Origin of the sequence: Streptomyces ruber, from assembly GCF_014648075.1 — a bacterium.
Taxonomy (GTDB): Bacteria; Actinomycetota; Actinomycetes; order Streptomycetales; family Streptomycetaceae; genus Streptomyces; species Streptomyces ruber.
Genome location: NZ_BMQK01000006.1, coordinates 43,605 through 67,664 on the forward strand (window position 1 = coordinate 43,605; position 24,060 = coordinate 67,664).

Genomic DNA, 24,060 nt, shown 5'->3' on the forward strand with positions numbered 1-24,060 from the left:
GGCCGCTACCGGCCCCGCTGCTGCGACCACTCCCCCACCGCCTGCCGGAACCCGGTGTTCACGGCCAGCACCCCGCCGTCCACCGTCAGCGTCGTGCCCGTGATCCAGGCGGCGTCCCGCGAGGCGAGGAACGCGACCGCCGCCGCGATGTCCTCCGGCTCGCCCACGCGCCCGAGCGGGTACACCGTGGCGGCCGCTTCGAGGTCGTCGTCGCGGCCCGCCCACGCGCCGCTGCGCACGGTGCCGGGGGCGACCAGATTCACCCGGACGCCACGCGGCCCCGCGTGCCCGGCGAGGGTGCGGGTCAGCGACATCAGCCCCGCCTTCGCCGCGCTGTAGGCGTGGTTGCCGAAGTCCTGGATGCCGTTCACGGAACCGATGCCGACGATCGCGCCGCGTCCGGAGGCCACCAGGTGCGGCAGCGCCGCACGGCAGCAGCGGTAGGCGCCGGTCAGGGTGAGGTCGAGGTCGCGGGCCCACGTCTCGTCCGGCTCGTCCTCGAAGAGCGGCGCGTCGGGCGAGCAGCCGTAGGCGTTGTTGACCAGGACGTCGAGCGAGCCGAAGGCGTCCACGGCGTGTGCGACGGCGGCCTCCACCGACCGCCGGTCGCCGACGTCGCACCCGTACGCCCGTGCCGCGAGGCCCTCCTCGCGCAGTCCGGCCGCCGTCTTCTCCGCCGCCTCCGCGTCCACGTCGGTGACGAGCACCCGGGCCCCCTCCTGGGCCAGCCGCCGCGCGGTGGCGGCGCCGATGCCGCGGGCCGCCCCCGTGACGAACACGCCGTAACCGTCGAAGCGTCGCACCGAACCCCCTCGTCCGTCACCCGTTCGCCTGCCGTACGGCAGGACGTACCCGCCGGACGATCAGTACCACCGGTACGGGCTCAGCGGTACCCCGTCGCGTCCGCCGGCTTCCCGGCGTCCTGCACCTCGACGATGTACCGCCAGGCGTCCGGGCGGCTGCCGTCCAGGTCGGTGAAGCCGTACTCCCGGGCGAGACCGCCGCTGGAGAGGGAGGCGCCGTTGAAGCGGGCGACGCCGGGGTCGGCGGCCAGGGCGGCCACGGCGCGGCCGGTGAACCGCGGGGTCTCGGAGATGCAGAAGTGCGGGACCTTCGTGAGCGCGTCCCGCCAGGTGTCCTCCGTGACGCCGTACTCGTCGAGCATGATCTCCGAGCGCATCCAGCCCGGGGTCAGCGCCACGGCGGTCGCGCCGCGCGGACCGAGTTCGTGTCCGAGCGCGAAGGCCATGCGCAGCACGGACGACTTGGCGAGGTCGTAGAAGAAGGAGAGGCGGTAGTTGTCCCGGTTGTACTCGGCGGTTCCGTCGGTCATCTCCACGACCAGGCCGCCGGGGCGCCGCAGCAGCAGGGGCAGTGCGTGGTGGCTGGTGATCGCGTGGGTGTCGACGGCGAGCCGCAGCAGCCGCAGCCCCTTGTCGAGGTCGTGCTCCCAGACGGGGGCGTCCCACTCGAAGAGGAGTTCGCCGCCCCAGATGTCGTTGACCAGGACGTCCAGCCGGCCCTGCTCGTCCGCGATCCGGGCCACGAGCGCGCGCACCTGCTCCGGTTCCAGGTGGTCGGCGGGTACGGCGATGCCGTGGCCGCCCGCCGCCGTGACCAGGTCGGCGGTGTCCTCGATCGTCTCGGGCCGGCCGTACTCCGAGCGCCGCCCCCGCGTGCTGCGGCCGGTGACGTACACCGTGGCACCGGCCGCACCGAGCTCCACCGCGATCCCGCGACCCGCCCCGCGCGTGGCCCCGGCGACCAGCGCGACCTTTCCGTCCAACGGTCCTGACATGTTCGACGCACCTCTCCTTAACCTGAGGGAGACACCGGCCGTGCGCCGGCGCCTCTTCCCAGGAGGGTGCCGTGGAAGCAGGACACCTTCTGTCGTGTTTTCCGGACGGGGACGGAGGCTCCGACGCGTCTCAGTGACCGCGCGCGATCCACTCGTCGAGGTGGGGTGCCTCGTCGCCGATCGTGGTCGAGTCGCCGTGTCCCGTGCGGACGACCGTCTCGGGCGGCAGCGTGAGCAGCCGGTCCCGGATCGAGTCGATGATCGTCGGGAAGTGCGAGAACGACCGTCCGGTGGCGCCCGGCCCGCCCTGGAACAGGGTGTCGCCGGTGAAGACGGTACCCAGTCCGGGCGCGTACAGGCAGACCGCGCCCGGGGCGTGGCCCGGGGTGTGCAGCACGGTCAGATCGGTGCCGGCCGTCTCGATGACCTGGCCGTCGGCCAGCCACTGGTCGGGCTCGCGGTCGGGGTGGGTCTGCCGCCACAGGGGCGCGTCGTCCGGGTGCAGCCAGATCCGGGCGCCGGTGCGCTCGGCGAGGGCGGGGGCGGCGTCGATGTGGTCGTTGTGGGCGTGCGTGCACACGATGGCCAGCAGTCGCCGGTCGCCCACGGCCGCGGCGATCGCGTCGGCGTCGTGGGCGGCGTCGATGACGACCGCCGTCTCGTCGTCGCCGACGATCCACACGTTGTTGTCGACCTCCCAGGTGCCGCCGTCCAGGCTGAACTGCCCGGAGGTGACCAGGTGGTCCACGCGCGCGGTGCTCACAGGACCACCACCGAACGCAGCACGTCCCCGTGGTGCATCCGCTCGAACGCCTGCTCCACCTGGTCCAGCTGGATGGTCTCGGTGACGAACGCGTCCAGGTCGAGACGGCCCTGGCGGTAGAGGTCGATCAGCATCGGGAAGTCCCGGCTCGGCAGGCAGTCGCCGTACCAGGAGGACTTCAGGGCCCCACCGCGTCCGAAGACCTCCGCGAGCGGCAGTTCGATCTTCATCTCCGGGGTGGGCACGCCGACCAGAACGACCGTGCCCGCCAGGTCGCGGGCGTAGAAGGCCTGTTCGTACGTCTCCGGGCGGCCGACCGCCTCGATGACGACGTCGGCGCCGAAGCCGCCGGTCAGTTCGCGGATCGCCTCGACCGGGTCCTTCTCCCGGGAGTTGACCGTGTGCGTGGCCCCCATCTCCTTGGCCTTGGCGAGCTTCCGGTCGTCGATGTCCACGGCGATGATCTTGCCGGCGCCGGCCAGCAGGGACCCGGCGACGGCCGCGTCGCCGACTCCGCCGCAGCCGATGACGGCGACGCTGTCACCGCGGGTCACGCCGCCCGTGTTGATGGCGGCGCCGATGCCGGCCATGACACCGCAGCCGAGCAGTCCGGCCGCGGCCGGGCTCGCCTCCGGGTCGACCTTGGTGCACTGGCCGGCCGCGACGAGGGTCTTCTCCGCGAAGGCGCCGATACCGAGGGCGGGGGTGAGCTCGGTGCCGTCGGTGAGGGTCATCTTCTGCTCCGCGTTGTGCGTGGCGAAGCAGTACCAGGGCCGGCCGCGCCGACACGCACGGCACTCGCCGCACACGGCACGCCAGTTGAGGACGACGAAGTCGCCGGGTGCGACCTCGGTGACGCCCTCGCCGACCGACTCCACGACGCCCGCGGCCTCGTGGCCGAGCAGGAAGGGGTAGTCGTCGGTGATGCCGCCCTGCTTGTAGTGCAGGTCGGTGTGGCACACACCGCACGTCTGCACCTTCACCACGGCCTCGCCCGGCCCGGGATCGGGGATGACGATGGTCTCGATCCGTACCGGTTCGTTCTTGCCGGGGGCGATCACGCCGCGTACCTGCTGCGCCATGGCGAACCCTTCCGTTCGTGAGATATCCGCTGCACAGACCCTACGCGCCACTGATCGGGAACGGATCAGTGGCACCGGCGCGGGACAGCACGATCGGCCGCCCGGCGGCACCCGGCCCCGGACAGGCCCGTGCCCCCGGACGGACCGGGGGCACGGGACGGGGCGCGGCGGACGTGAGCGGCCGCCGGGATCAGCCGAACGCCGGGACCAGTCCCAGGAGCGGGGCGGCCGGGGCCACCAGCTGTTGCAGCTGGCCGAGGTCGTTCAGCCGGTCAAGGCCCTGCACCTGGGAGGAGGGCAGCGGAATGACGTTCCGGTACTCGGCGGGCAGCTTGGCGACCGTCAGCGTGTCGAGCAGCGCGACCGGGGCGAGCCCGGCCGCGTCTCCCGCGTCGATCGCGTGTGCCGCCGGTACGGTCAGGCCCGCGATCGAGGCGGCCAGACCGACGGCGGCGACCATACGTCGTGTTGAAGTCATGCACGGAGCAACGGCGCCGTCCTCCGGCCGGTCACGCCCCCGTCACCCGTCAGGCGCACGTCCCGGGCGCGCCCGGGACGACCCCGTCGCGTCCCCGAAGTCAACCGCACACCAGCCGCTCCGGACCGGACACCGGACAGACATTCACGGTCACCGAGCACGCCTTTGCGCTCATCTCCGGGCGTCTTCGCGCACACCGCTCGTCAGGCAGGGTCCCCTCGCGCGAACGGCACCATACTGACCCGGGTGCGCGTAGCGATCATGACGGCAGGCTCCCGCGGTGACGTGGCCCCGTACACCGGTCTGGGACACGGACTGGCTCGGGCCGGGCACGAGGTCACCCTCGTCACCCACGAGCGTTTCACCCCTCTGGTCTCGGGCTCGGGGGTGCGGTTCCACGCGCTGCCCGTGGATCCGCGCGAGGAACTGCACTCGGAGCGCGGCCGCGCCCTGCACCGCAGCAGCAGCGGCGCCGGGAAGCTGATCCGGCTGGCGCGGATGGCCCGCGCCCTGGTCGAGCGGATGACGGACGATCTCGTGACCGCCGCCCGCCGCGCGGACGTCCTGCTGGTGTCGGCCCCGCTGGCCCCGCTCGGCCACGCCCTCGCCGAGGGGCTGGCGCTGCCCAGCATGGGCGTCTACCTGCAACCGACCACCCCCACCCGGGAGTTCGCCCCGCCCATGATCGGCTCCCGGTCCTGGGGTCCGGTGGCGAACCGGGTGTCGGCCCGCGGGGCGAACCTGCTGAACGAACGGCTCTTCGACCGGGCGGTCCGCGGCCTGCGGCTGGAGCTCGGCCTGCCGCCCGCCGGAACCGGCACCGGGATCAGGGCGCGCGACCGGCAGAGCTGGCCCGTGTACCACGGGTTCAGCCCGCTGGTGGTGCCCCGCCCCGGCGACTGGCGGACCGGCCTGCACGTGACCGGCTACTGGTGGCCGTACGACCGGGAGGGCGGACTCCCCGGCGAGGTACGGGACTTCCTCGAAGCCGGGGCGCCCCCGGTCTTCGTGGGCCTGGGCAGCGCCACCGTGCCCGACGCCGGGCGGCTGAGCGAACAGGTCGTCCGCGCACTGCGCGCGGCCGGGCTGCGCGGGGTGATCCAGCGCGGCTGGGGCGGGCTGTCCGCCGCCGGCGACGACATGCTGACCATCGGCGAGGTGCCGCACTCCCTGCTGTTCCCGCACATGGCCGCGGTGGTGCACCACGCGGGCGCGGGCACGACCGCGGCCGGGTTGCGGGCCGGGGTGCCGGCCGTGCCCGTACCGGTCCAGTTCGACGAGAACTTCTGGGCCGCCCGGCTGACCGCGCTCGGCGTCGCGCCACGGGCCGTGCCCCTGCGCGGGCTGACCACCCGGGCGCTGGCGGAGGCGCTGCGGCGGGCGACCGGCGACTCGTGCCACGCACGGCACGCCCACCGGCTGGCAGAGCGCCTGCGCGCGGAGGACGGAGTGGCGCCCGTCCTGCACGCGGTGGAACGCGTCGTGTGACGGAAGTGATGACAGAAGCGTTGACGCGACCGGTCACAGCTCCTATCTTCTGGCCGAACCTGCGAACTGCGTTCGATATCTCGGCAGTCCGACGGTCCGGGTGCCGCCGACGGCGTTCCCGCCCCCGGTCCCCTCCTCCAAGGGAGCAGCCCGTGAGACCCGCATTCACCCGCCGGACGGTCCTCGGCCTCGCCGCCGGTTCGGCGGCCGCCGCCGTCACCGGCCTCGCCGCCGGCACCGCCCGCGCCGCCGTCCCCGCGTCGCCCGGCGTGTCGTACACCAACCCGCTCGCCGAACAGCGCGCCGACCCGCACATCTGGAAGCACACCGACGGCTACTACTACTTCACGGCCACGGTGCCCGCGTACGACCGGATCGTGCTGCGCCGGGCCACGACGGTCCAGGGGCTCGCCACGGCCGCCGAGCGGACCATCTGGACCCGGCACACCAGCGGGGAGATGGGCGCCCACATATGGGCTCCGGAGATCCACTTCATCGACGGCAAGTGGTACGTGTACTTCGCGGCGGGCCGGACCGACGACGTCTGGGCGATCCGCCCGTACGTGCTGGAGACGAGCGCCGCGAACCCGCTGACCGGCACCTGGACGGAGCGGGGCCGGATCGCGCTGCCGCTCGACACGTTCTCGCTGGACGCGACGACGTTCGTGGTGAGCGGGGTGCGCTACCTCTGCTGGGCGCAGAACGACCCCGCCGTCGGCACCGGCACCAACCTGTACCTGGCGCGCATGGCGAACCCGTGGACCATCACCGGCACGCCCGTCATGATCAGCAAGCCGACCGCCGCGTGGGAGACCGTGGGCCATCGGGTCAACGAGGGCCCGGCGGTGATCCAGCGGGGCGGCAAGGTGTTCCTGACCTTCTCGGCGAGCGCCACCGACGCCAACTACTGCATGGGGCTGCTGACCGCGTCGGCCTCCGCGAACCTGCTGAACGCCTCCTCCTGGGCCAAGACCCCGGACCCGGTCTTCCGCAGCAACGACGCGACCGGCCAGTACGGCCCCGGCCACAACTCGTTCACGGTCTCCGAGGACGGCAAGTCCGACCTCCTCGTCTACCACGACCGCGACTACCGCGACATCAGCGGCGACCCGCTGAACGACCCGAACCGCCGCACCCGCGTCCAGAAGCTGTACTGGAGGTCCGACGGCACGCCGGACTTCGGCATCCCGGTCGCCGACGGCGCCACCCCGCGGCGGCTGTCCTCGTACAACTTCCCCGACCGTTTCATCCGCCACTGGGAGTTCCGCGCCCGGACCGAGGCGGACGTCGCCCCGCTCGCCGACTCGCAGTTCCGCACGGTCACCGGGCTCGCGGGCGGCGGCACCGTGTCGCTGGAGTCGGCGAACTTCCCCGGCCACTTCCTGCGGCACAGGAACTCCGAGGTGTGGGTGGAGCGGAACGACGGGACGGCGCGGTTCGCGGGCGACGCCTCCTTCTTCGCCCGCGCGGGCCTCGCGGACTCCGCCGGTATCTCGTACGAGTCGTCCAACCACGCGGGCCGCTACGTCCGGCACTACGACCACCTGCTGTACGTGCAGGCCGTGAGCACGGCCACGGACCGGGCCGACGCGACCTTCTACACCCAGTGACCGGAGGAGAGCCGCAGATGGGAACCCCGAACCGTCTCCCCGCGCCCTCCCGCCGCACCCTGCTGCGCGCCGCCGTCGCCGCGCTGCCCGCGTCGGCGGTCGTCCTCGGCGGCCCGCCCGGCACGCGCTGGCCGACGGGCACCGCCGTCGCGGCCGCCCCGCCGAACGGTTCCGCCACCCGCTACACGATCCTGCCGTTCCCCGACAGCGACGACGGCACCGTCAACGTCTACCAGTCCGACGACGCCACCGACTTCCGGCTCGTGCGGTCCGCGGCGTACCGCCCGCCCAGTGGCCGCATCCGGGACGCGAGCATCCTCAAGCACACCGACGGCTACTACTACCTCACCTACACCACCCGCACCTGGCAGGACCCGAGCACGACGATCGGCTTCGCGCGCAGCGCCGACCGGGTCGCCTGGACGCACCTGTACGACCACACCGTGCCGATCGCCGGCCTCTCACGCGCGTGGGCGCCCGAGTGGTTCGTGGACGCCGACGGCAGCGTGAACGTCATCGTGTCGTGCTCGACGGCGGACAACGAGTGGATCTTCACTCCGTACCGGCTGCGGGCCACCGACTCCTCGCTCACGGCGTGGAGTTCACCGGTCGCGCTGTCGGGTATCGGGGCGAACCACATCGACACGTTCGTCGTGCGGATCGGCTCCACGTACCACGCGTTCCCGAAGAACGAGACGACGAAGTACATCGAGTACGCCACCGCCTCCAGCCTGACCGGGCCGTACACGATCCGCCGCACCGGGAACTGGGCCGGCTGGGGCGGCACCCGCGAGGGGCCGGCGCTGGTGCGGCTCGACAACGGCGCCTGGCGGATGTTCTTCGACGGCTACGGCGAGGGCGCCTACTACTACAGCGACAGTTCCGACACCTTCGCCACGTGGACCGCGCCGCGGCGGCTGCCCGGCATCTCGGGGACGGCGCGGCACTTCACGGTCCTCAAGGAGACCGTCTCCGGGGGCCCGGGCCTGCCGGCCGGGGTGACCCGCTCCTTCCGGTCCGCCAACTACACCACCCGGTACTGGCAGCAGCAGTCGTCCCTGCTCGACCTGGTCGAGGTGACGTCCGGTGCCACGGCCGCGCAGAAGCAGGCGGCCACGTTCACCGTGGTGCCGGGGCTCGCGGACGGGAACGCCTTCTCGTTCCGCGACGCGTCCGGGAGATATCTGCGGCACTGGGACTTCCGGGCCCGTTTCGACGGGAACGACGGCTCGTCGGTGTTCGCGCGGGACGCGACCTTCGTCGCCCGTACGGGGACGGCTTCGGGGTCCGTGCGCTTCGAGTCGTACAACTACCCGGGGCACTACCTGCGGCACTACGGCTACCAGGTGCGCGTCGAGGTGTCGGACGGCACCGGGCTGTTCCGGCAGGACAGCTCCTTCGTGCCGGTGACCGCCTGGGCGTAGCGGTCGCCCGCGGCGGTCCGGTTCAGGTCCGGCGGGGCAGCCGGTGCAGCGTCACCTCGTCGAGCCGGCCGTCCGCCACCCGCGCCGTCATGTACGTGCAGTGCGGCTGGCGGCGGCGGTCGGTGGGCGAGCCCGGGTTGAGCAGGCGCAGCCCGGTGTCGGCGGTGGTGTCCCAGGGGATGTGGCTGTGCCCGAAGACCAGCACGTCCAGCTCGGGGAAGCGCGCCGCGCACCGGCGCTCGCGGCCCTGGGCGGGGCCCGTCTCGTGGACGACGCCGAAGCGCAGGCCGCCGAGTTCCGCGTACGCCACCTCGGGGAGCCGGGCGCGCAGCCCGGGGCCGTCGTTGTTGCCGTACACCGCGATCAGCCGGCGGGCGCGGTCCTCCAGCAGGTCGAGCGTGGCGGTGTCCACCCAGTCGCCGGCATGGACGACCACGTCGGCGCGCGGGAGCTCGTCGAGGAGCTGCGGGGGCAGGACCTTGGCCCGCTTGGGGAGATGGGTGTCGGAGACGAGGAGGAGGCGCACGTCCCCAGGGTGCCATCCGTGCCGGGGCACCTCATCCGCAGGCAGTGGTCCGGCCCTTCCGCCGGAGGGCCGGACCACTGTCGCCGCCCGGCCGGAACCGCCTCTCGACCGGGTCGGCGTCCGGGGGCGCGGCGGCCGGATCAGTGGCCGCCGGTCTCCGTGCCGTCGTTCACGCCGTCGTCCGCGCCCTCACCGGCCTGATCACCGGCACCGGCACCCGCCCCGGCCTCACCGCCGGCGCCCGCTTCTCCACCGCCGGCGCCCTGGTCGCCGCCTGCCGCGTCGCCCGCGCCGATGGTCGCGCCGACCGCCCGCAGAGCGGTGGTCACGGGCTGGAAGAACGTCTCTCCGCCGGTGGTGCAGTCGCCGCTGCCGCCCGAGGTCAGCCCGACGGCGCCGCCGTCCGCGGTGAACAGGGCGCCGCCGCTGTCGCCCGGCTCCGCGCAGACGTCGGTCTGGATGAGCCCGGTGACCGTGCCCTCCGGGTAGTTGACGGTCGCGTTCAGCCCCAGGACGTTGCCCTGGTCGAGTCCGGTGGTGCTGCCCATGCGGATCACCGGCTGGCCGACGACGGCCTCCGCGGCCCGGTCGATCTGCACGAGCTGCCCGCCGCCGGTGTCCACGGCACTGGCCGCCTGCGTCGCCGGATCGTCGTACTCGACGAGCGCGAAGTCGCCCTCGCCCGGGAAGACGGCCTGGTCGACGGTGCCGACGGGGGCGCCGTTCTGTCCCTCCGACCACTCGGCGGCCGCGACACCGCAGTGCCCCGCGGTCAGGAAGCCGGGGCTGCCGTCGGCGTTCGTGACGTTGAAGCCGAGCGAGCAGCGGGCGCCGCCGCCGAATATGGCGTCGCCGCCCTCGGCGAACGTCCGGAAGGTGCCGGCGGACCTCTTGACGGTCGCGACGCCCTCGCCGAGCGAGGCCACCGTCTCCTCGAGTCTGTGCCAGCTGTCGCCGGTGACGGTGCTGTCGGCGGTGACCCGGATCTCGTTGGTCCTCGGATCGACGGACCAGGCGGTGCCCGGGACGGTCGCGTCGGTGCGCAGCGTCCTGGCGGCGGCGTCCAGCTCGGCGGTGCCGTTGCGCACCTCGTTGGGGACGGCGCCGGCCTTCCTGATCTCGTTGACCACCTCGCTGTCGTCGCCGACCACGTTGACGATGATCTGCTGCTTCCCGGCGTCGTAGTAGGACCCGGCGAAGGCGTCACCGAGCTGTGCGGCCAGCTGCGAGGCGAGGCCGGGGACGTCGGCCGCCCTGACGGTCCGGGGTGCGGCGGCCCCGCCGTCGTCCGTCTGGCCGGCCATGGCGTTCGGCAGCAGGAGGGCCGCCGCTCCGAGCGCCGCCACGCCTCCGGCCGCTATGACGGCCTTGCGCTTGGGTGTGCGTTTGTGACTCAACTCTGAACCTCCTGGGGACGACGGGCGCGGCCGCCGTCCGGCGGTCGACCGGGGCGCCTGGATGCCGGTTCATACGCACGTGCCGCGTGGGACGTTCAAAGGCGGGCGGAATCAGTCCCGTCCCGCCCCGGCACCAACCGCCGTGACGCGCCCGGGAACCGGGCTCGCCGCACCGCGCGTCAGCCCGCCCGGGGCGCGGCCTTCCGGTGCGGCAGCAGCACCAGGGCCAGTACCGGGATCGCCGCGAGGACCAGCCAGGGCACGGCGGGCGGCAGCCCCGTGTCGAGGAGGGTGCCCGTGGCCGCGCTGCCCACCAGGACGATCAGTCCGGACACGGAGGACATCGCCCCGGTGTACAGACCGAGCCGCCCCTCCGCCGCCAGGTCGGGCACCCACGCGCGGGCGGCGGGCGCGACGAGCATCTGGCCGAGGGTGAGCAGCACGACGAAACCGGCCGCGGGCAGCAGTCCGGCGGTGCCCGTCCACGCGGCGGGCCGGGCCAGCGCCACCACCGCGAACCCGGCGCTGATCAGCAGCAGTCCACCCGTCATCGAGCGGCGCAGGTCGAGCCGGTCCGCCACCCATCGGGTCACCGGCAGCTGGGCGGTCACCACGAGCAGCGAGGACAGCGCGAACAGCCAGGCCAGCGGCGTCTGCGAGCCCGCCGCGCGCTCCACCTCGTGCGGCAGGATCAGGTAGAGCTGGTTGTACGCCAGCAGGTAGGCGCCGTACGCGGCGCACAGGGCGAGGAAGCGGCCGTTGCGCAGCAGCGGGCCGAGTCCGCCGCGGGCGGTGACCCGCGCCCGTCCGGGTATGTGCTGCGGCAGCAGCCACGCGTGTCCGGCGAGGACGAGGACGAAGACGGCCGCGCCCGCCAGGCACACGGTGCGGAAGTCGACCGACAGCAGCAGCGCGCCGAGCAGCGGCCCGACGAACGCGCCGGCCTGCCCGGCCACGGTCAGCAGGGCCAGCACGCCCGTCCGGGAGCCGCCGCCCGCCTCCTCCCACACCACGGCCTGCCGGGCGACCTCCGACTCGACGGCCGGGGAGAACAGTGCGGCCGCGAAGCCGATCAGCACGACGGCGGCGACGACCTGCCAGGTGTCGTGCGCGTAGCCGAGCCACACGAACCCGGCGATGCGCAGCACGCAGCCGGTGAGCACCACGGGCCGTACGCCGTACCGGTCGGCCAGCGCGCCGCCCACCACGAACAGCCCCTGCTGGCTGAAGGTGCGCAGCCCCAGCAGGAACCCGACCGTCCAGCCCGCCATGCCGAGGGCGGTGCCGAGGTGCTCGGAGAGGAACGGCAGCACGGCGAAGAAGCCGACGTTGAAGGCGAGCTGGGTGAGGATCAGCAGCCGCAGCAGCGGGTTCAGCCGTGACCAGGTGGACCGGGCACGGCGCCGCGGGGCGAGGGCGGACCGGTGCGCGGTCATACGCGCTCCCCCACGGGGACGACGGCGGACTCCGGCTCCCGTACGGCCGCCGTGGGCTGCCGGCGCGGCAGCCGCACCCCGCCCGCCGCCGTGACCGCCAGCAGGCCGAGGAGGGCGAGGACGGCCGCGGGCGCGAGCACGGCCCAGGGGGCGCGTTCGACGTACGGCTGGTTCTCCGCGAGGAGGAGGCCCCACTCGGGGTCCGGCGGCTGGGTGCCGAGGCCGAGGAAGCCGAGGGCGGTCAGGGCGAGGGCGACGGAGGGCAGCCGGAGCAGGGCGTGGCGTGCGACCGGGGGGACGACGGCGGGCAGGAGTTCGTGACGGAGCAGGTACAGCCGGCTCGCGCCGAGCCCTTTGGTGGCCGTGATGTGGACGGCCGCGCGCTCCTGGGCGAGCAGGGCCGAGGTGTGCGCCGCGAGCGGGACCCAGGCGACCGCGGCGACCGCGAGGGCCGGGGTCGCGGCACCGCTGCCGGCGACTCCGGCCACCAGCAGGCCCGCGAGGACGGGCGGTACGGCGTTGACGGTGTCGGCCAGCGGTTCCGAGAGGCGGGGCAGCAGCCCCAGCAGGACGCCGGCGACCAGGGCGGCCGCGCTGATCGCGAGGGCCAGGGTGAGCGTGCCGAACGCGCCGTGTCCGATGCGGGCGAGGACGTCCCGGCCGAGGGAGTCGGTGCCGAAGGGGTGCGCGGGGGACGGTGCCCGGAGCCGGGCGCCGGTGTCCACGGCGAGCGGGTCGCGGACGAGGCCGAGGACGACGACGGCGAGGAGGAGCGCCGCGTACACGAGCGGTGCCGTCCGGGGCCCGGACCGCTCCGGCCGGTGCAGCGACGGCAGGGCGCTGTCGCGCAGGGCCGGGCCGATGAGCAGCCGGCCCGCGAGCCGGGCGAGCGAGCCGGCCACGGCGGCCAGCAGGACCAGCGCGAGGGTGCCGGCCTGGAGGACGGGGAGGTCCTGGGCGACGGCTGCCTGGAGGGTGGTACGGCCGAGCCCGGGGATGTCGAAGATCTGTTCCACGGCGACCGCGCCGCCGGTGAGCCCCGTGACGAACAGGCCGATGTTGGGCAGCAGCCCGGGCACGCAGCGGCGCACCGCCATGCGGGCGACTTCGCGTCCGCCGATGCCGCGCGCGGCGGCGGCCAGCGCCCAGTCCTCGGCGAACGCGGCGGGCAGCATGTCGTCCAGCAGCCGGCCGAGCAGCGCGCCCGCGGGCAGCCCGAGGGCCAGCGCGGGCAGCACCAGGTACTGCGGGCCGTACCAGCCGAGGGCGGGCAGCCAGCCGAGGTGCACGCCGACGACGGCGGCCAGCACGGAGGCGAGCAGGAACTCGGGCAGTGCGGCCAGGACCGCCGCCGTGCCGCCCGCGCCGCGCCGCTGGTGCAGCCGGCGGCGGACGCCGAGGCGCAGGGTCCGGGCGCACACCGCGGCGGCCGTGCCGGCGGCGACCACGAGCGCGGCGGCCATCAGCATCAGGGAGACGCCGAGGGCCTGCACGACGGCGGGCACGACTTCCGAGCCGGAGATCCACGACCGGCCCGCGTCGCCGCGCAGCAGCCCGCCGAGCCACTGGCCGAGCAGTCCGAAGGGGCCCGCGTCGAGGCCGAGCTGGTCCCGGACCGCCGCCAGTACCTCGGGCGTGGGGGTGCGCTCGGCGGAGCGGGCCTTGAGGACGGTGAGGGCCGGGTCGGTGCGCGACAGCCACGGCAGCAGCCCGATGCCGCAGACGAGGGCTGCCGCCAGGGCGGCCCGCCAGAGTGTCCGGCTCAGCGTCGGGTCCCGGTGCCGACGAGCGTGCGCTCGTACGGGTCGAGGATCACGCCCTGGACATCGGTGCCGACGCCGGTGATGATCCGCTGGTGGACCAGGGGCACCACGGCGTCGGTGCCCAGGACCGCGGCCTCGGCGGCCATGGCGGCCCGCCGCCGCTTGTCGGTGTCGGCGAGGCCCTCCGCCTCCTCGACCGCCCGGTCCACGTCCTTGTCGCAGAGCAGCGCGAGGTTGTAGGCGCCGTCACAGGTGTAGTCGCTGGCGAGGATGGAGACCGGGTCACCCGTGTCGAGGAGGGTGTTGCGGGCGCCGACGAACGCGTCGAACTTCCCCGCGAGGGCGTCGCTCTCCAGCCGCGAGTACTCGCGCACCTCCAGCTTCACCGTGAACCCGGCCCGCTCCAGCTGCTGCTGCAGGACCTGGGCGACCTCGGGCAGCTCGGGCCGGTTGTCGTACGTGGCGATGGTGACCGTGGTGCCGTCCGGGTCGGTGGCCTCCGCGCGCCCGGTGGGCGCGGTGCGCAGGTCGGCGGCCCAGGTGACGGCGGGGCCGTAGATGCCGGCGCCCGGGTCGGCGACGCCCTCGTACACGTCCTCGGCGAACACGGACGTGTCGATCGCCTCGCGGGCGGCGGCACGGAGCCCGGCGTCCTCGAAGGCGCCCGACTTCGTGTTGAGCAGGAGGCTGGTGGTGCGGGTGGTCGCGGTCTCCTTGCGGGTTTCCTGGTCCAGGGAGGCCGCCTGGGAGACGGGGACCGCCTCGGCGATGTCGACCTGGCCGGTGCGCAGGGCGTTCGTGCGGGCCGTGCCGTCGGCGATGAACCGGGCGTCGATGCCGGCGGCCTGGGCGCGTCCGCCCCAGTAGTCGTCGAAGCGGTCGAGGGTGGCCGCGGTGGCGCCGTTCACCTCGGTCAGCTCGAAGGGACCGGTGGCGGTGCCGACGGGGTCCGGGCGGGCGTCGCCGTACGCCTTCGGGGAGAGGATCGCGAGGCCGGGGCTGGTCAGGCGGAGCGGCAGCGCCGGGTCGGGGGCGTCGGTGGTGACGCGCACCTTGTCGCTCCCCTCCTTCGCCGCCTCCAGCGTGACGCCGGAGAGCGCGGCGGGCTCGGGGTCCGCCTCCGCGGCGTGGGTGAGGGCGGAGGCGACGGCGTCCGGGGTGACCTTCTCGCCGTCCTGGAAGGCCGCCTCGCGCAGGGTGAACATCCAGGTCCGGTCGTTCTCACGGGTCCAGGAGGTGGCGAGGGCGGGGGCCGCGGAGCCGTTGGCGTCCAGCGCGGTCAGCCCCTCGGTGACGCCGAGCCGGCTGAGGAGGGTGGCGTCGGCGCCGTACGGGGAGAGGTTCTCGGCGGGCGGGAAGGCCAGGGCGACACGGAGGCGGGAGCCGCCCGCCGCGTCCCCCTCGGAGGTGCCGTCCCCGCCGCCGGAGGCGAAGCAGCCGGTCAGCAGGGGGGCGAGCAGCAGGCCGGCGAGCAGCCGACGCCGGGACACGACGGAGCGCATGGGTTCTCGTTCTTCGCGGTTCGCAGGGATGACGACGGGGGACGACGGGTGGTGCGGACGGATCGGCGCCAGATTACATGGGAACGGTTTTCACGTACGTTGACGTACGGACACGGACGCATCCGCGGCGCGTACGGATTCGCGGCGCGTACGGATCCGATCCGCGGCGCTCAGGTACGTGCGCCGGCCGCGACCGGGGTGCGCGCGGGGACCCGCGCGGGGACCTCAAAGTGCACGACCCGCTGGCCGGTCACCTCGCGCTCGTCGCACACCACCTCGCCCAGGGACCGCCAGAAGGCCTCGGCCCCCGGCACCCCCGGGTCGGTGTGCAGATAGACCGACCGGTAGCCGCCGTCGGCCGCCGCGAAGTCCAGCAGTTCGCCGACCAGCCGCCGGGCCAGCCCGCGCCGCCGGTGCCCGGGGTGCGTGTAGACCCGCCGGAGCTGCGCGGTCTCGCCCGAGGGATAGCGCTCCGCCAGCCACCGGGGGTTCGGCGGGTGGGCCGGTCCGCGGGAGTCGAGCGCGGCGGTCGCGGCGACCGAGCCGTCCAGGGTGTCGACGGCGACCAGCAGCATGTGCCGCGCGGGTGCGACGTAGGCGCCGTGGAGGTCGATGATGTCGCCGTGCCACCGGGGCACGTAGCCCGTGCCGAAGTCCCGGTAGACGGTGTCGAGCATCACCGCGCGGGCGCTGTCGAGGTCGTCGGTGGTCGCTTCCCTGATGCTGTACCTGGTGCTGTAGTCGTCGCGCACCTGCACATCATATGCAAGAAGCCTGTGTCCGTGATCGGGGGGTGTGCCCCGGGGTGCGCCCCGCTCCCTCCGGGTGTTCCGGGGCGCTCGTCAGGGGCACCCGTCTCCCCCAGTGGCTCGTTCGCACCCCTGCGCCACAGGCGGCGGTGCTGGTCACGCGTGCCGTCACGACTTCGGGGTACCTCGGAGATCATGCGGATCAGTGTGGTGGATGTCGGATCGAAGACCGTACGGCTCGTGGTGGCGGACGCCGAGGGCGGTGTGCCCCTTCCCGTGCACACGGCGAAGTGGCGGCTGCGGCTCTCCGACCGCATGACGCACGGGAGCCGCATTCCCGACGAGGCCGTGGAGCAGCTCGCCGAGGCGGTCGCGGCGGCCGACCGGACGGCGCGGCGGTGGGGCGCCGAGGCGCCGCTCGCGTTCGCGACCGCCGTGGTGCGCACCGCCCCCAACCGGCTCGACGTGCTGCGGACCGTCCGGGAGCGGACCGGTGTACCGCTGTGCACGATGCCGGGCGAGCTGGAGGCGGAGCTGACGTTCCTCGGGGCCCGGCGGTGGATGGGCTGGCGATCGGGTCCGCTCGCGCTGCTCGACATCGGCGGCGGTTCGATGGAGATCGCCTTCGGCCGGGGACGGCTGCCGGACTTCGTGGCCTGCCTGCCGCTCGGTGCCAACCGGCTCACCCACGAGTTCCTCGACGGCGGCGGCGACCCGCCCTCGGCCGAGAGCGTCAGGGCGCTGCGCCGCAAGGTCCGCCACCAGCTGCGCGACGTGGCCGCCCGCGTCCGCTGGGAGGGGCCGCGCACCGCCGTGGCCACCTCGCGCACCTTCCAGCAGCTCGGCAGGCTGTGCGGTGCCGCGCCCGGACGGCACGGCCCCTTCGTGGAACGGCAGTTGCGCACCTCCGACCTGGGCCGGGCGGTCACCCGGCTCGCCGCGCTGCCCGCGGCGGAACGGGCCCGGCTCCCCGGCATCTCGGCGCCGCGCGCCGACCAGAGCCTGGCCGGTGCCGTGGTCGGGCACACCGCCATGAAGCTGACCGGACTGAAGGCCGTCACCATCTGCCCCTGGGCGATCCGCGAGGGGGTGCTGCTGCGCCACATAGAGGACGGCCCGTCCTGGTGGAAGGAGGTCGTCGAGAGCAGCGACGACGACACTTCTCTCTCCCCGTCGGACACCGTCGCTCCCGGGGTCCCGGGCACCGCCGCCGTGCCGCTGCGCATCGCCGCGCCGGCGCGCTGAGCCCGGGCCGCGGCCGTCCGCGGCCACTCGGGCGGTGCCCCGGCGCCCGGGGTGCCGGTACGGCCATGCCCGACCGGTGACGGCGGCACGTACGACCTCGACGCCATACCCGTTCCACGGGGCCCACACGACGGCAACATCACAGGTGGGGACGGGTGGGTCGAGGGTACCCGGCGCCCATGACACACGAGAGCGAAGGACCGGCCCTGCCCGCCGACCGTGGACGCCTGTCCGCCGCCGTCAAGGCGTATCTGCTGGACGCGGGCCCGCTGCCCTCCGACGGGGACGTCGAAGCCGCCGACCCGTACGGCGACGATCTGCAACTGGCCCTCTACCTGTGCTACGAACTGCACTACCGCGGGTTCGCCGGGGTCGATCCCGGCCTCGAATGGGACCCGGAACTGCTGAGAACCCGCGCGGCCCTAGAGGAGCGCTTCCTGACCGCGCTGCGCGCCGACACCCCCGTCCACGAGACGGTCGAGGGCGCGCTGAAGGAACTGCTCGTGGAGCCCGCCGACGGTACGGGCGTCTCGCACTACCTGCGGGACGAGGGCGAACCGTGGCAGCTGCGCGAGTACGCGGCGCACCGGTCGCTCTTCCACCTCAAGGAGCAGGACCCGCAGGTCTGGGTGCTGCCGAGACTGTCGGGGCGGGCCAAGGCCGCGCTGGCGGCGGTGACGTTCGACGAGTACGGGGGCGGGCGCCCCGACCAGGTGCATGCCAAGCTCTTCGCCGACCTGATGACGGATCTGGGCCTGGACACCACCTACGGCCGCCAGGTGGACGCTGGCTGCGCCGAGATGCTGGCGATCGTCAACCTGATGTCCCTGTTCGGACTGCACCGCCGGCTGCGCGGCGCCCTGGTGGGCCACTTCGCGGAGGTCGAGATCACCTCCTCGCCCGCCTCGCGGCGGCTGTCGGAGGCGATGCGGCGCACGGGCGCGGGACCGGCCGCCGAGCGCTACTACGACGAGCACGTCGAGGCCGACGCCGTGCACGAGCAGATCATGCGGCACGAGGTGATCGGCGGCCTGCTGGAGGACGAGCCGCAGCTCGCGGACGACATCGTGTTCGGCATCGACGCGACCGAGTACCTGGAGGGCCGGCTGGCCGAGCACCTGCTGTCCCGGTGGCGTGCGGGGGAGTCCACCGTGTACCGGCCCCTGCGCCTGGTCGGGAAGCGGGTCGGCGAGCAGGCCGAGGGACAGGTCGGCGAGCAGGCCGGGGAAGAGACCCGGGAGGATCCTGCTACAGCGGGGCGGAGCAGGGTACTGGGTGCCGTGTGAATCTCCTGGTACTCCCGGGTGTCTACGCCCCGCAGGACGACACGGCCCTCCTGGCCGAAGCACTGGCCGAGGAGCCGCTCGCGCCCGGTGCCCGCGTGCTCGACGTGGGAACGGGGTCGGGCGCCCTGGCCCTGGCGGCCGCCCGCCGGGGCGCGCGGGTGACGGCCGTGGACGTGTCCCGGCGGGCGGTGGCGACGGTCCGGCTCAACGCGCGGCTGGCCGGGCTGCGGGTGCGCGCCGTCCATGGCGACCTGTTCGCCCCGGTCTCCGCCGAGACGTTCGACCTCGTACTGGCCAATCCGCCGTACGTTCCGGCCCCGCCCACCGGCCGTGAACCGCGCGGGGCCGCACGGGCCTGGGACGCGGGCGGCGACGGCCGTCTCGTCCTGGACCGGATCTGCCGCGACGCTCCCCCGCTGCTGCGGCCCGGCGGAGCGCTGCTCCTGGTGCACTCCGCGCTCAGCGACGCCGGCCGCACGGTCGGGGCGCTGCGTGCCGCCGGGCTGCGGACGGCCGTGACGGAACACCGGTGGGTGGCCTTCGGGCCCGTGATGCGCGCCCGGCAGTCCTGGTTGCGGGACCGCGGGCTGCTGACCGACGAAGACGACAAGGAAGAGCTGGTGGTCATCCGTGCCGAACGACAGCGCTGACGCGCCCCGCCGCATCACGGTGCAGCGCCGGGGTCCGTGGCTCGTGGACGGTCCCGTGGAGGTCGAGCTGGAGGACGGGACGACCGTCTCCTCGGACCGCTTCCGCGTGGCCCTGTGCACCTGCCGCCGCAGCCGACGCTACCCGTGGTGCGACACGAGCCACCGCAGATCCGCTCCGCCCGCCGCCCGCCGTCCCGCGACGGACACCGAGCCGCCCAGCGAGGCCCGTCCCGCTCCGGACGCCGGGCCGGCCTGAGCGGCCCCGGCGGCCGCGCGGGCGCGGCGCCGGCGTGCGCCGGTCCGCTGCTCCTGCCGCCCGCCGCTCCGAACGGCTTCCCGGCCCCTACCGCTCCACCCCGTCACGTGACCACGGTCCGTGCCACACGACCCACACATGGCCGTCCGGGCCGTGGTGGACCCGCAGGTCGCCGATCACCAAGAGCAGCGGCAGACTGTCCGCCCGGCTCTGGCGGTCGGCGTCCTCGGCGACCGAGGTGTCGTCCGTGGCCGCGACCGTGATGCCCGTACCGTCCGCGGTGAGGACGATCCGGCAGACCTCGGCCGTGGTGCGCGCCAGCAGACAGTCGCTCACCGACCGCCCCGCGGCGAGCACCGGTGCCACGAAGGACCGCGGGGCGTCGATCACCCGGGTCAGGGCGGCCGTGGCCGCCTCGGCGGCGCTCCTCGCGTCCGGTCGCCCGTCCGGCCGGGAGAAGTGGGCGGTGAACTGCATCTGCACGGCGGGGGCCAGGAGCCCGTACTCCGTCAGCGGCGCCGCCCCCGCCTCCTCTTCGACGGGGTTGCTCACCGACGTCCTCACCGCCACCCCCTGGTCCGACTCCTGCATGTGTGTGCGACGCGGCCGGGGGCTGGGGCAGCACAGCGACTGTATGACGGCACCATCCACTTGACCAGAGCGCCTTGGAACGGAACAACCACAGAGAGTCAACGCACAGGCGGGATGTGCACCTTGACGGGTGAAGCAGATCTTGCGCTCCCGCCGACCGGGATGACGACCGCTCAGCTGGGGTGATCACCGATGTCACATGCGCCCTACCGCTGTCGAGGTGGAGCCGGCATGCCGCCGGAAGCGCACGACCGCGCCGCTCCTCCCCCGCAGGGCGCGCCCACCGGATCCGGGCTCGCGCCGCCGAACCCCTGCGCCCACAGCCGGCGGACCGGGGCGTTCACCGTCATCCGGGTCACCGGTGAGATCGACGTGGCGACCGCGGACCGGCTGGCCGAACACCTGCGGGCGGCTGTCGCGCTGCCGGGTGCCGACATCCTCGTGGACCTGCGCGGCGTCGACTTCTTCGACTGCTCCGGGTTGAGGGTTCTGTGCCGGGCCGAGGCGACGGCGCGGGCCCGGGGCGGGCGGCTGCGCCTCGTCTGCGACCAGCCCCGCATCCGTCGCATCCTGCGTGCCACCGGGCTGATCGACCGTTTTCCCCCACTGGGCGAACTGCCGGTACCCCGGTGACACCTCTCGTCCAAGTCTCAACCCGCGGTTCAATGAAACGATTGAAGGAGGCGTGACACCGCGCCGGCACCGCGACGACGCGAGGCGAGAGGAAGGCGTACGTGACGAAATTCCTGCTGGAAGTCGATCTGGAGCAGGCGGACTGGGACGAGGACACCGCCGTCCGGGAGCTGGGCCGCATCCTCCGGTACTGGGGCGGCAACCTCCACCACTACGCCCTGAGGCCCGGTGACGGCTCGGCCCTGTACGACTCCGCGTACCGCGAGGTCGGCAGCTGGGCGGTCGCAGGGGGCACGGCGGGCACGCCGGGCGCGGCGGAACGGCCCGGGAAGTGATCCGGGGGTCGGCCGACAGCCCCACCCTGTCGGCCGACCCCCGGCGCGGGGACCACACGGACACCCGTGGCCGTGCTCGCGCTCCCCATTCGCGAGCCTCGGCGCACACTCACGGGAACCGAAGGTCCCGGTCCCTCGGCCCGTCACGTACGCGACGTACGGTCCTGGCGGGGCTGCCGGTTCGGCGAGAGCGAGTCTGCCGACTCCGGCTCGGAAAGGCACGTCGACCCCATCGTTTTTGGTAACTTCCCGTGGTGAACCAGTGGCGGGAAGTAACGGATCGGACCGGACCGGCCGCGCAACCGAGCAGGTTGTGATCACTCGAAGCCCCTGTCTGGCCGGATACGCACCGTTCAGCAATCGGCCTGAAACATTCCGCTTCGAGCCCCGCGAGCCGCCGTTTCTCCCCTCGGGCGGCCGCCGTTCAGCCTCCGGCGAACCTCCGCGCCGTCCCCTGCCCGCGCCCCTTGTGGTCGCGCCGCAACGGCGTAATTTCCCTCGCATGCCGACGACCGAGCAACGCGAGAAGGTACGCGGCTGGTTCACCGGCCGACTGCCGGACGACTTCTTCACGAGCCTCGCGGACGTGACCGTCGACCGTGAGGAGATCACCGTCATCGGGCGCATCCCGGAACCCAGGCTCGCACCCGACGTCCCGGCCGCCGAGCGGGAGGCGGCCGTCCGGGCCCGCGTCGAGGAGTTCCGCGAGCGCACCCGCGAGGACCGCGTCGCGGTGGCGCGCGAGGCGGAGCACCGGTTCCGCCGGAAGGTCTCCTGGGGTGTGGAGTGCGCGGGCGAACGCACCCTGTTCACCCATGTCGCCGCCCCCGTGATGACCCGGCTGCGGCAGCCCGAACGGCAGGTGCTGGACACGCTCGTCGCGGCCGGCGCCGCCCGCAGCCGCAGCGACGCCCTGGCCTGGTGCGTACGGCTGGTGCGGCGGCACACCGACGACTGGCTGAGCGAGTTGCGCGAGTCGCTGGAGCATGTGCAGCGGGTCCGGGCCCGGGGCCCGGACGGGCGGCAACGGCCGGACGCCGCCGACGACGACCCCGACGAGGCCTGACGGCGGACGTCAGAAGACGCCCACCGCCGTACGCGGTCCACCCGCCGCCCTGCCCGCGAGCGACCCGCCGGCCCCGTGGCCGGGGACCGGCGGCGTCGGGTCGGCCTGGGCGGGACCCCCCGTGCGCGCCTCGGGCCGGGCACGCGTCTCGTCGCCTGCGAGGGGGGTCGTGGTGCCGGACTCGGACGGCGGACCTCCGGCGCCGGCTATCGACAGCGACTCCGGGGTGGCGGTGGCCTCGTCGGTCACCCAGCGCTGCGCGTCCGTCCCGTTGCGGACCCTGACGACGACGTCCGCGTCCGGCCCGGTGGCGGTGGGCGCCATGGCGAGCCCCTCCTGCCAGCGGGGCAGCAGCTCGCCGCGCACCGTGAGGTCGTAGCGCACGTCGTCGGCGCGGCCCGACGTCCCGGGGGCGCACCGTCCGAGGACCACGACCCCGGCGTCCACGTGCGAGTCCAGGCACAGCCCGGGATCGGCGACGCTGCGCAGTTGCCCGTCGTCCTCGTACGACCACTGCTGGGTCCACGCGGCCGAGCAGGCCGCGAGGCGGGCCGGGGAGCCGTCCTTCGCCTGCCCGCCGCGCACGTCGAGGCACAGGTCGGCGGCGAGGTTGCGCAGCCGGGTGCGGCCGGGGGCGGCGGGCAGCCCGGCGGAGCCGGGGGGCGGCGACGACGTGGCCGAGGGCAGGACCCCCGGGTCGGTCCCGGTGCCCGTCGACATCGCGGAGCCCGTGCCGTCCCCGTCGCCCGACCACAGGGCCAGGGACAGCGCGGCGGCGAGCGCGGCGCTGGAGGCGACACCGAGTCCGGTGGCCAGGGCCCTGCCGCCCCGGGCCGGCGTCAGGCCGCGCCACCCCCGCGCCGGGAAGCGCGCCGGCAGCCGGCGCCGGCCCGCTCCGGGACGCCGCCCGGCCTGCCGGGAGCCGGTCCCGCGCTGGACGCGGCCGGGCCGGGAGTCGACGTAGCGGCGGGCGCCCCAGCCGAGCACCGCCTCGGCGACCAGCGGGCCCAGACCGTCCTCGACACGGCTGAACTGCTCGGCCGCGTCACGGCAGTGACGGCACTGGAACAGGTGGTCCTGCACATCGGGGAGCAGGGCGCCGCCGCGCCGGATGGGCACGTCGAGGAGCCGGTTGTAGAAGCGGCAGTCACTGCTCGGCGCGAGTTCCCGGTGGGCGCGCACGCAGCCCTCGCGGAACTGTTCGCGGGCCTGCTCCAGCGTGGCCGAGGCGGTGTCGACGCCGACGCCCAGCAGTCCCGCGGCGACGCCGACCGGCTCCGCCTCCACCTCGGTGTGCCACAGCAGGCACTGGGAGAGCGCGGGCAGGGACTGGAAGGCCCGCTCGGCGAGCCTGCGGTTCTCCGGGGTCAGCGACTGCGCCGCGCGCATGCCGCGGCCCCCGGCGGGTTTCCTCAGGTCCGGCAGCGCACCGGAGAGCTCCTCCGCCGCGGACCACTTCCTGACCAGGTCCCGCACGGTGACCAGGAGCCGGGGCCGCAGCGCCACGCCGGACCCGCCGAGCGACAGCTCCTGGAACACCCGGTGGAAGGCGGCCGCCGTGACCATCGACGCGACGTTCCCCGGCGAGGCCAGGCAGATCACCGCGTAGTCGTGGACGGGCTGCCAGTGCCGCGCCGTCAGCAGCGCCACGGGATCGTCGGCCCCTCTCTCCGGCCGGTCTCTCAGGCGGGCGGCGAGACTCTCGTCCGGCACCCCGGGGACGGCTCCCGGGCGAGGGGGTGAGGAGGGACGAGGAGGGCGGGGGGTGGGCACGGAGCGGTTTCCTTCCGGTGCGCAACGGGTGGCACACACAAAGACTGGGTGTTCCTCGTGTTCTTCGTGTTCTTCGTTCTCTGCCACCGGCAGGACGCACTGTGCGGGGTGCGGGCCTTCGGGGCGGGGCGCCGGGGAAACGGCCACGGGGACCGGGACCGCACGGTGACCGCCGGCCGGGGACCTTGTGAGCCCGTCGACGGTCCGAC

At 74.3% G+C, this 24,060-nt stretch carries 23 protein-coding genes; 10 read left to right on the forward strand and 13 right to left on the reverse strand.

Translation table 11 applies throughout. The features are described from left to right. Nucleotides 1–5: 5 nt before the first annotated feature. The 5 genes from IEZ04_RS15730 to IEZ04_RS15750 form a co-directional block, all read right to left on the reverse strand. Nucleotides 6–803: an SDR family NAD(P)-dependent oxidoreductase gene (locus IEZ04_RS15730; RefSeq protein WP_189217491.1), complete on the reverse strand. Its 798-nt coding sequence runs from the start codon at nt 801–803 to the stop codon at nt 6–8. An 80-nt stretch (nt 804–883) separates the two neighbouring features. Further along, nucleotides 884–1,798, reverse strand: a complete 915-nt coding sequence (locus IEZ04_RS15735; protein WP_189217492.1) for an SDR family oxidoreductase — start codon at nt 1,796–1,798, stop codon at nt 884–886. Nucleotides 1,799–1,928: 130 nt separating this feature from the next. Continuing rightward, complete coding sequence (locus tag IEZ04_RS15740; RefSeq protein WP_189217493.1) at nt 1,929–2,561, reverse strand: MBL fold metallo-hydrolase; 633 nt, start codon at nt 2,559–2,561, stop codon at nt 1,929–1,931. Then, nucleotides 2,558–3,643, reverse strand: coding sequence for an S-(hydroxymethyl)mycothiol dehydrogenase (locus IEZ04_RS15745; protein WP_189217494.1), 1,086 nt, complete (start codon nt 3,641–3,643; stop codon nt 2,558–2,560). Before IEZ04_RS15745 ends, IEZ04_RS15740 begins: the two co-directional genes overlap by 4 nt. A gap of 190 nt (nt 3,644–3,833) precedes the next feature. After that, complete coding sequence (locus tag IEZ04_RS15750; RefSeq protein WP_189217495.1) at nt 3,834–4,121, reverse strand: hypothetical protein; 288 nt, start codon at nt 4,119–4,121, stop codon at nt 3,834–3,836. A gap of 261 nt (nt 4,122–4,382) precedes the next feature. On the opposite strand from IEZ04_RS15750, the gene IEZ04_RS15755 reads away from it, so the two are divergent. The 3 genes from IEZ04_RS15755 to IEZ04_RS15765 all read left to right on the forward strand — a co-directional run bounded on the left by IEZ04_RS15755 (nt 4,383) and on the right by IEZ04_RS15765 (nt 8,643). Beyond that, a complete protein-coding gene (locus IEZ04_RS15755; protein WP_189217708.1) occupies nt 4,383–5,609 on the forward strand; it encodes a glycosyltransferase in 1,227 nt (408 codons plus the stop codon). A gap of 152 nt (nt 5,610–5,761) precedes the next feature. Then, a complete protein-coding gene (locus tag IEZ04_RS15760) occupies nt 5,762–7,219 on the forward strand; it encodes a family 43 glycosylhydrolase (protein ID WP_189217496.1) in 1,458 nt (485 codons plus the stop codon). 17 nt (nt 7,220–7,236) lie between these two features. Continuing rightward, a complete protein-coding gene (locus tag IEZ04_RS15765) occupies nt 7,237–8,643 on the forward strand; it encodes a glycoside hydrolase family 43 protein (protein ID WP_189217497.1) in 1,407 nt (468 codons plus the stop codon). A 22-nt stretch (nt 8,644–8,665) separates the two neighbouring features. On the opposite strand, the gene IEZ04_RS15770 is transcribed toward IEZ04_RS15765, so the two are convergent. The 6 genes from IEZ04_RS15770 to IEZ04_RS15795 form a co-directional block, all read right to left on the reverse strand. Beyond that, entirely contained in the window at nt 8,666–9,169 is a 504-nt protein-coding gene (locus tag IEZ04_RS15770; RefSeq protein WP_189217498.1) for a metallophosphoesterase family protein, read from the reverse strand. A 140-nt stretch (nt 9,170–9,309) separates the two neighbouring features. Further along, nucleotides 9,310–10,566 carry a S1 family peptidase gene (locus tag IEZ04_RS15775; RefSeq protein ID WP_189217499.1) on the reverse strand — a complete coding sequence of 419 codons (1,257 nt, stop codon included), beginning with the start codon at nt 10,564–10,566 and terminating at the stop codon, nt 9,310–9,312. 179 nt (nt 10,567–10,745) lie between these two features. Then, entirely contained in the window at nt 10,746–12,002 is a 1,257-nt protein-coding gene (locus IEZ04_RS15780; protein ID WP_189217500.1) for an MDR family MFS transporter, read from the reverse strand. After that, complete coding sequence (locus IEZ04_RS15785) at nt 11,999–13,507, reverse strand: ABC transporter permease subunit (RefSeq protein ID WP_373296319.1); 1,509 nt, start codon at nt 13,505–13,507, stop codon at nt 11,999–12,001. The genes IEZ04_RS15780 and IEZ04_RS15785 overlap by 4 nt, the downstream gene beginning before the upstream one ends. 257 nt (nt 13,508–13,764) lie before the next feature. Then, nucleotides 13,765–15,267, reverse strand: coding sequence for an ABC transporter substrate-binding protein (locus IEZ04_RS15790; RefSeq protein WP_189217501.1), 1,503 nt, complete (start codon nt 15,265–15,267; stop codon nt 13,765–13,767). Between the two features lie 170 nt (nt 15,268–15,437). After that, entirely contained in the window at nt 15,438–15,944 is a 507-nt protein-coding gene (locus IEZ04_RS15795) for a GNAT family N-acetyltransferase (RefSeq protein WP_189217710.1), read from the reverse strand. Between the two features lie 267 nt (nt 15,945–16,211). Here IEZ04_RS15795 and IEZ04_RS15800 point away from each other — a divergent pair, with 267 nt between their 5' ends. The 4 genes from IEZ04_RS15800 (at nt 16,212) to IEZ04_RS15815 (ending at nt 19,453) form a co-directional block, all read left to right on the forward strand. Then, a complete protein-coding gene (locus tag IEZ04_RS15800; RefSeq protein WP_189217502.1) occupies nt 16,212–17,261 on the forward strand; it encodes a Ppx/GppA family phosphatase in 1,050 nt (349 codons plus the stop codon). A gap of 179 nt (nt 17,262–17,440) precedes the next feature. Continuing rightward, complete coding sequence (locus tag IEZ04_RS15805) at nt 17,441–18,547, forward strand: iron-containing redox enzyme family protein (RefSeq protein WP_189217503.1); 1,107 nt, start codon at nt 17,441–17,443, stop codon at nt 18,545–18,547. Beyond that, nucleotides 18,544–19,197 (forward strand): HemK2/MTQ2 family protein methyltransferase, encoded by a 654-nt coding sequence (locus IEZ04_RS15810; protein WP_189217504.1) that lies wholly within the window; start codon nt 18,544–18,546, stop codon nt 19,195–19,197. The genes IEZ04_RS15805 and IEZ04_RS15810 overlap by 4 nt, the downstream gene beginning before the upstream one ends. Further along, on the forward strand, nt 19,178–19,453 hold the full coding sequence (locus tag IEZ04_RS15815) for a CDGSH iron-sulfur domain-containing protein (RefSeq protein ID WP_189217505.1): 276 nt from the start codon (nt 19,178–19,180) through the stop codon (nt 19,451–19,453). The genes IEZ04_RS15810 and IEZ04_RS15815 overlap by 20 nt, the downstream gene beginning before the upstream one ends. A gap of 87 nt (nt 19,454–19,540) precedes the next feature. Here the strand turns inward: IEZ04_RS15815 and IEZ04_RS15820 are convergent, their stop codons facing one another. Beyond that, a complete protein-coding gene (locus IEZ04_RS15820) occupies nt 19,541–20,005 on the reverse strand; it encodes a hypothetical protein (RefSeq protein ID WP_189217506.1) in 465 nt (154 codons plus the stop codon). 270 nt (nt 20,006–20,275) lie between these two features. Here IEZ04_RS15820 and IEZ04_RS15825 point away from each other — a divergent pair, with 270 nt between their 5' ends. The 3 genes from IEZ04_RS15825 (at nt 20,276) to abmR (ending at nt 22,078) form a co-directional block, all read left to right on the forward strand. Further along, nucleotides 20,276–20,677: an STAS domain-containing protein gene (locus tag IEZ04_RS15825; RefSeq protein ID WP_189217507.1), complete on the forward strand. Its 402-nt coding sequence runs from the start codon at nt 20,276–20,278 to the stop codon at nt 20,675–20,677. Between the two features lie 101 nt (nt 20,678–20,778). Beyond that, entirely contained in the window at nt 20,779–21,012 is a 234-nt protein-coding gene (locus tag IEZ04_RS15830; RefSeq protein ID WP_189217508.1) for a hypothetical protein, read from the forward strand. A 502-nt stretch (nt 21,013–21,514) separates the two neighbouring features. Beyond that, nucleotides 21,515–22,078 (forward strand): ATP-binding transcription factor AbmR, encoded by a 564-nt coding sequence (abmR, locus tag IEZ04_RS15835; RefSeq protein WP_189217509.1) that lies wholly within the window; start codon nt 21,515–21,517, stop codon nt 22,076–22,078. Between the two features lie 9 nt (nt 22,079–22,087). Here abmR and IEZ04_RS15840 read toward each other — a convergent pair whose 3' ends face one another. Beyond that, entirely contained in the window at nt 22,088–23,791 is a 1,704-nt protein-coding gene (locus tag IEZ04_RS15840; protein WP_373296320.1) for an RICIN domain-containing protein, read from the reverse strand. Between the last annotated feature and the right edge of the window lie 269 nt (nt 23,792–24,060).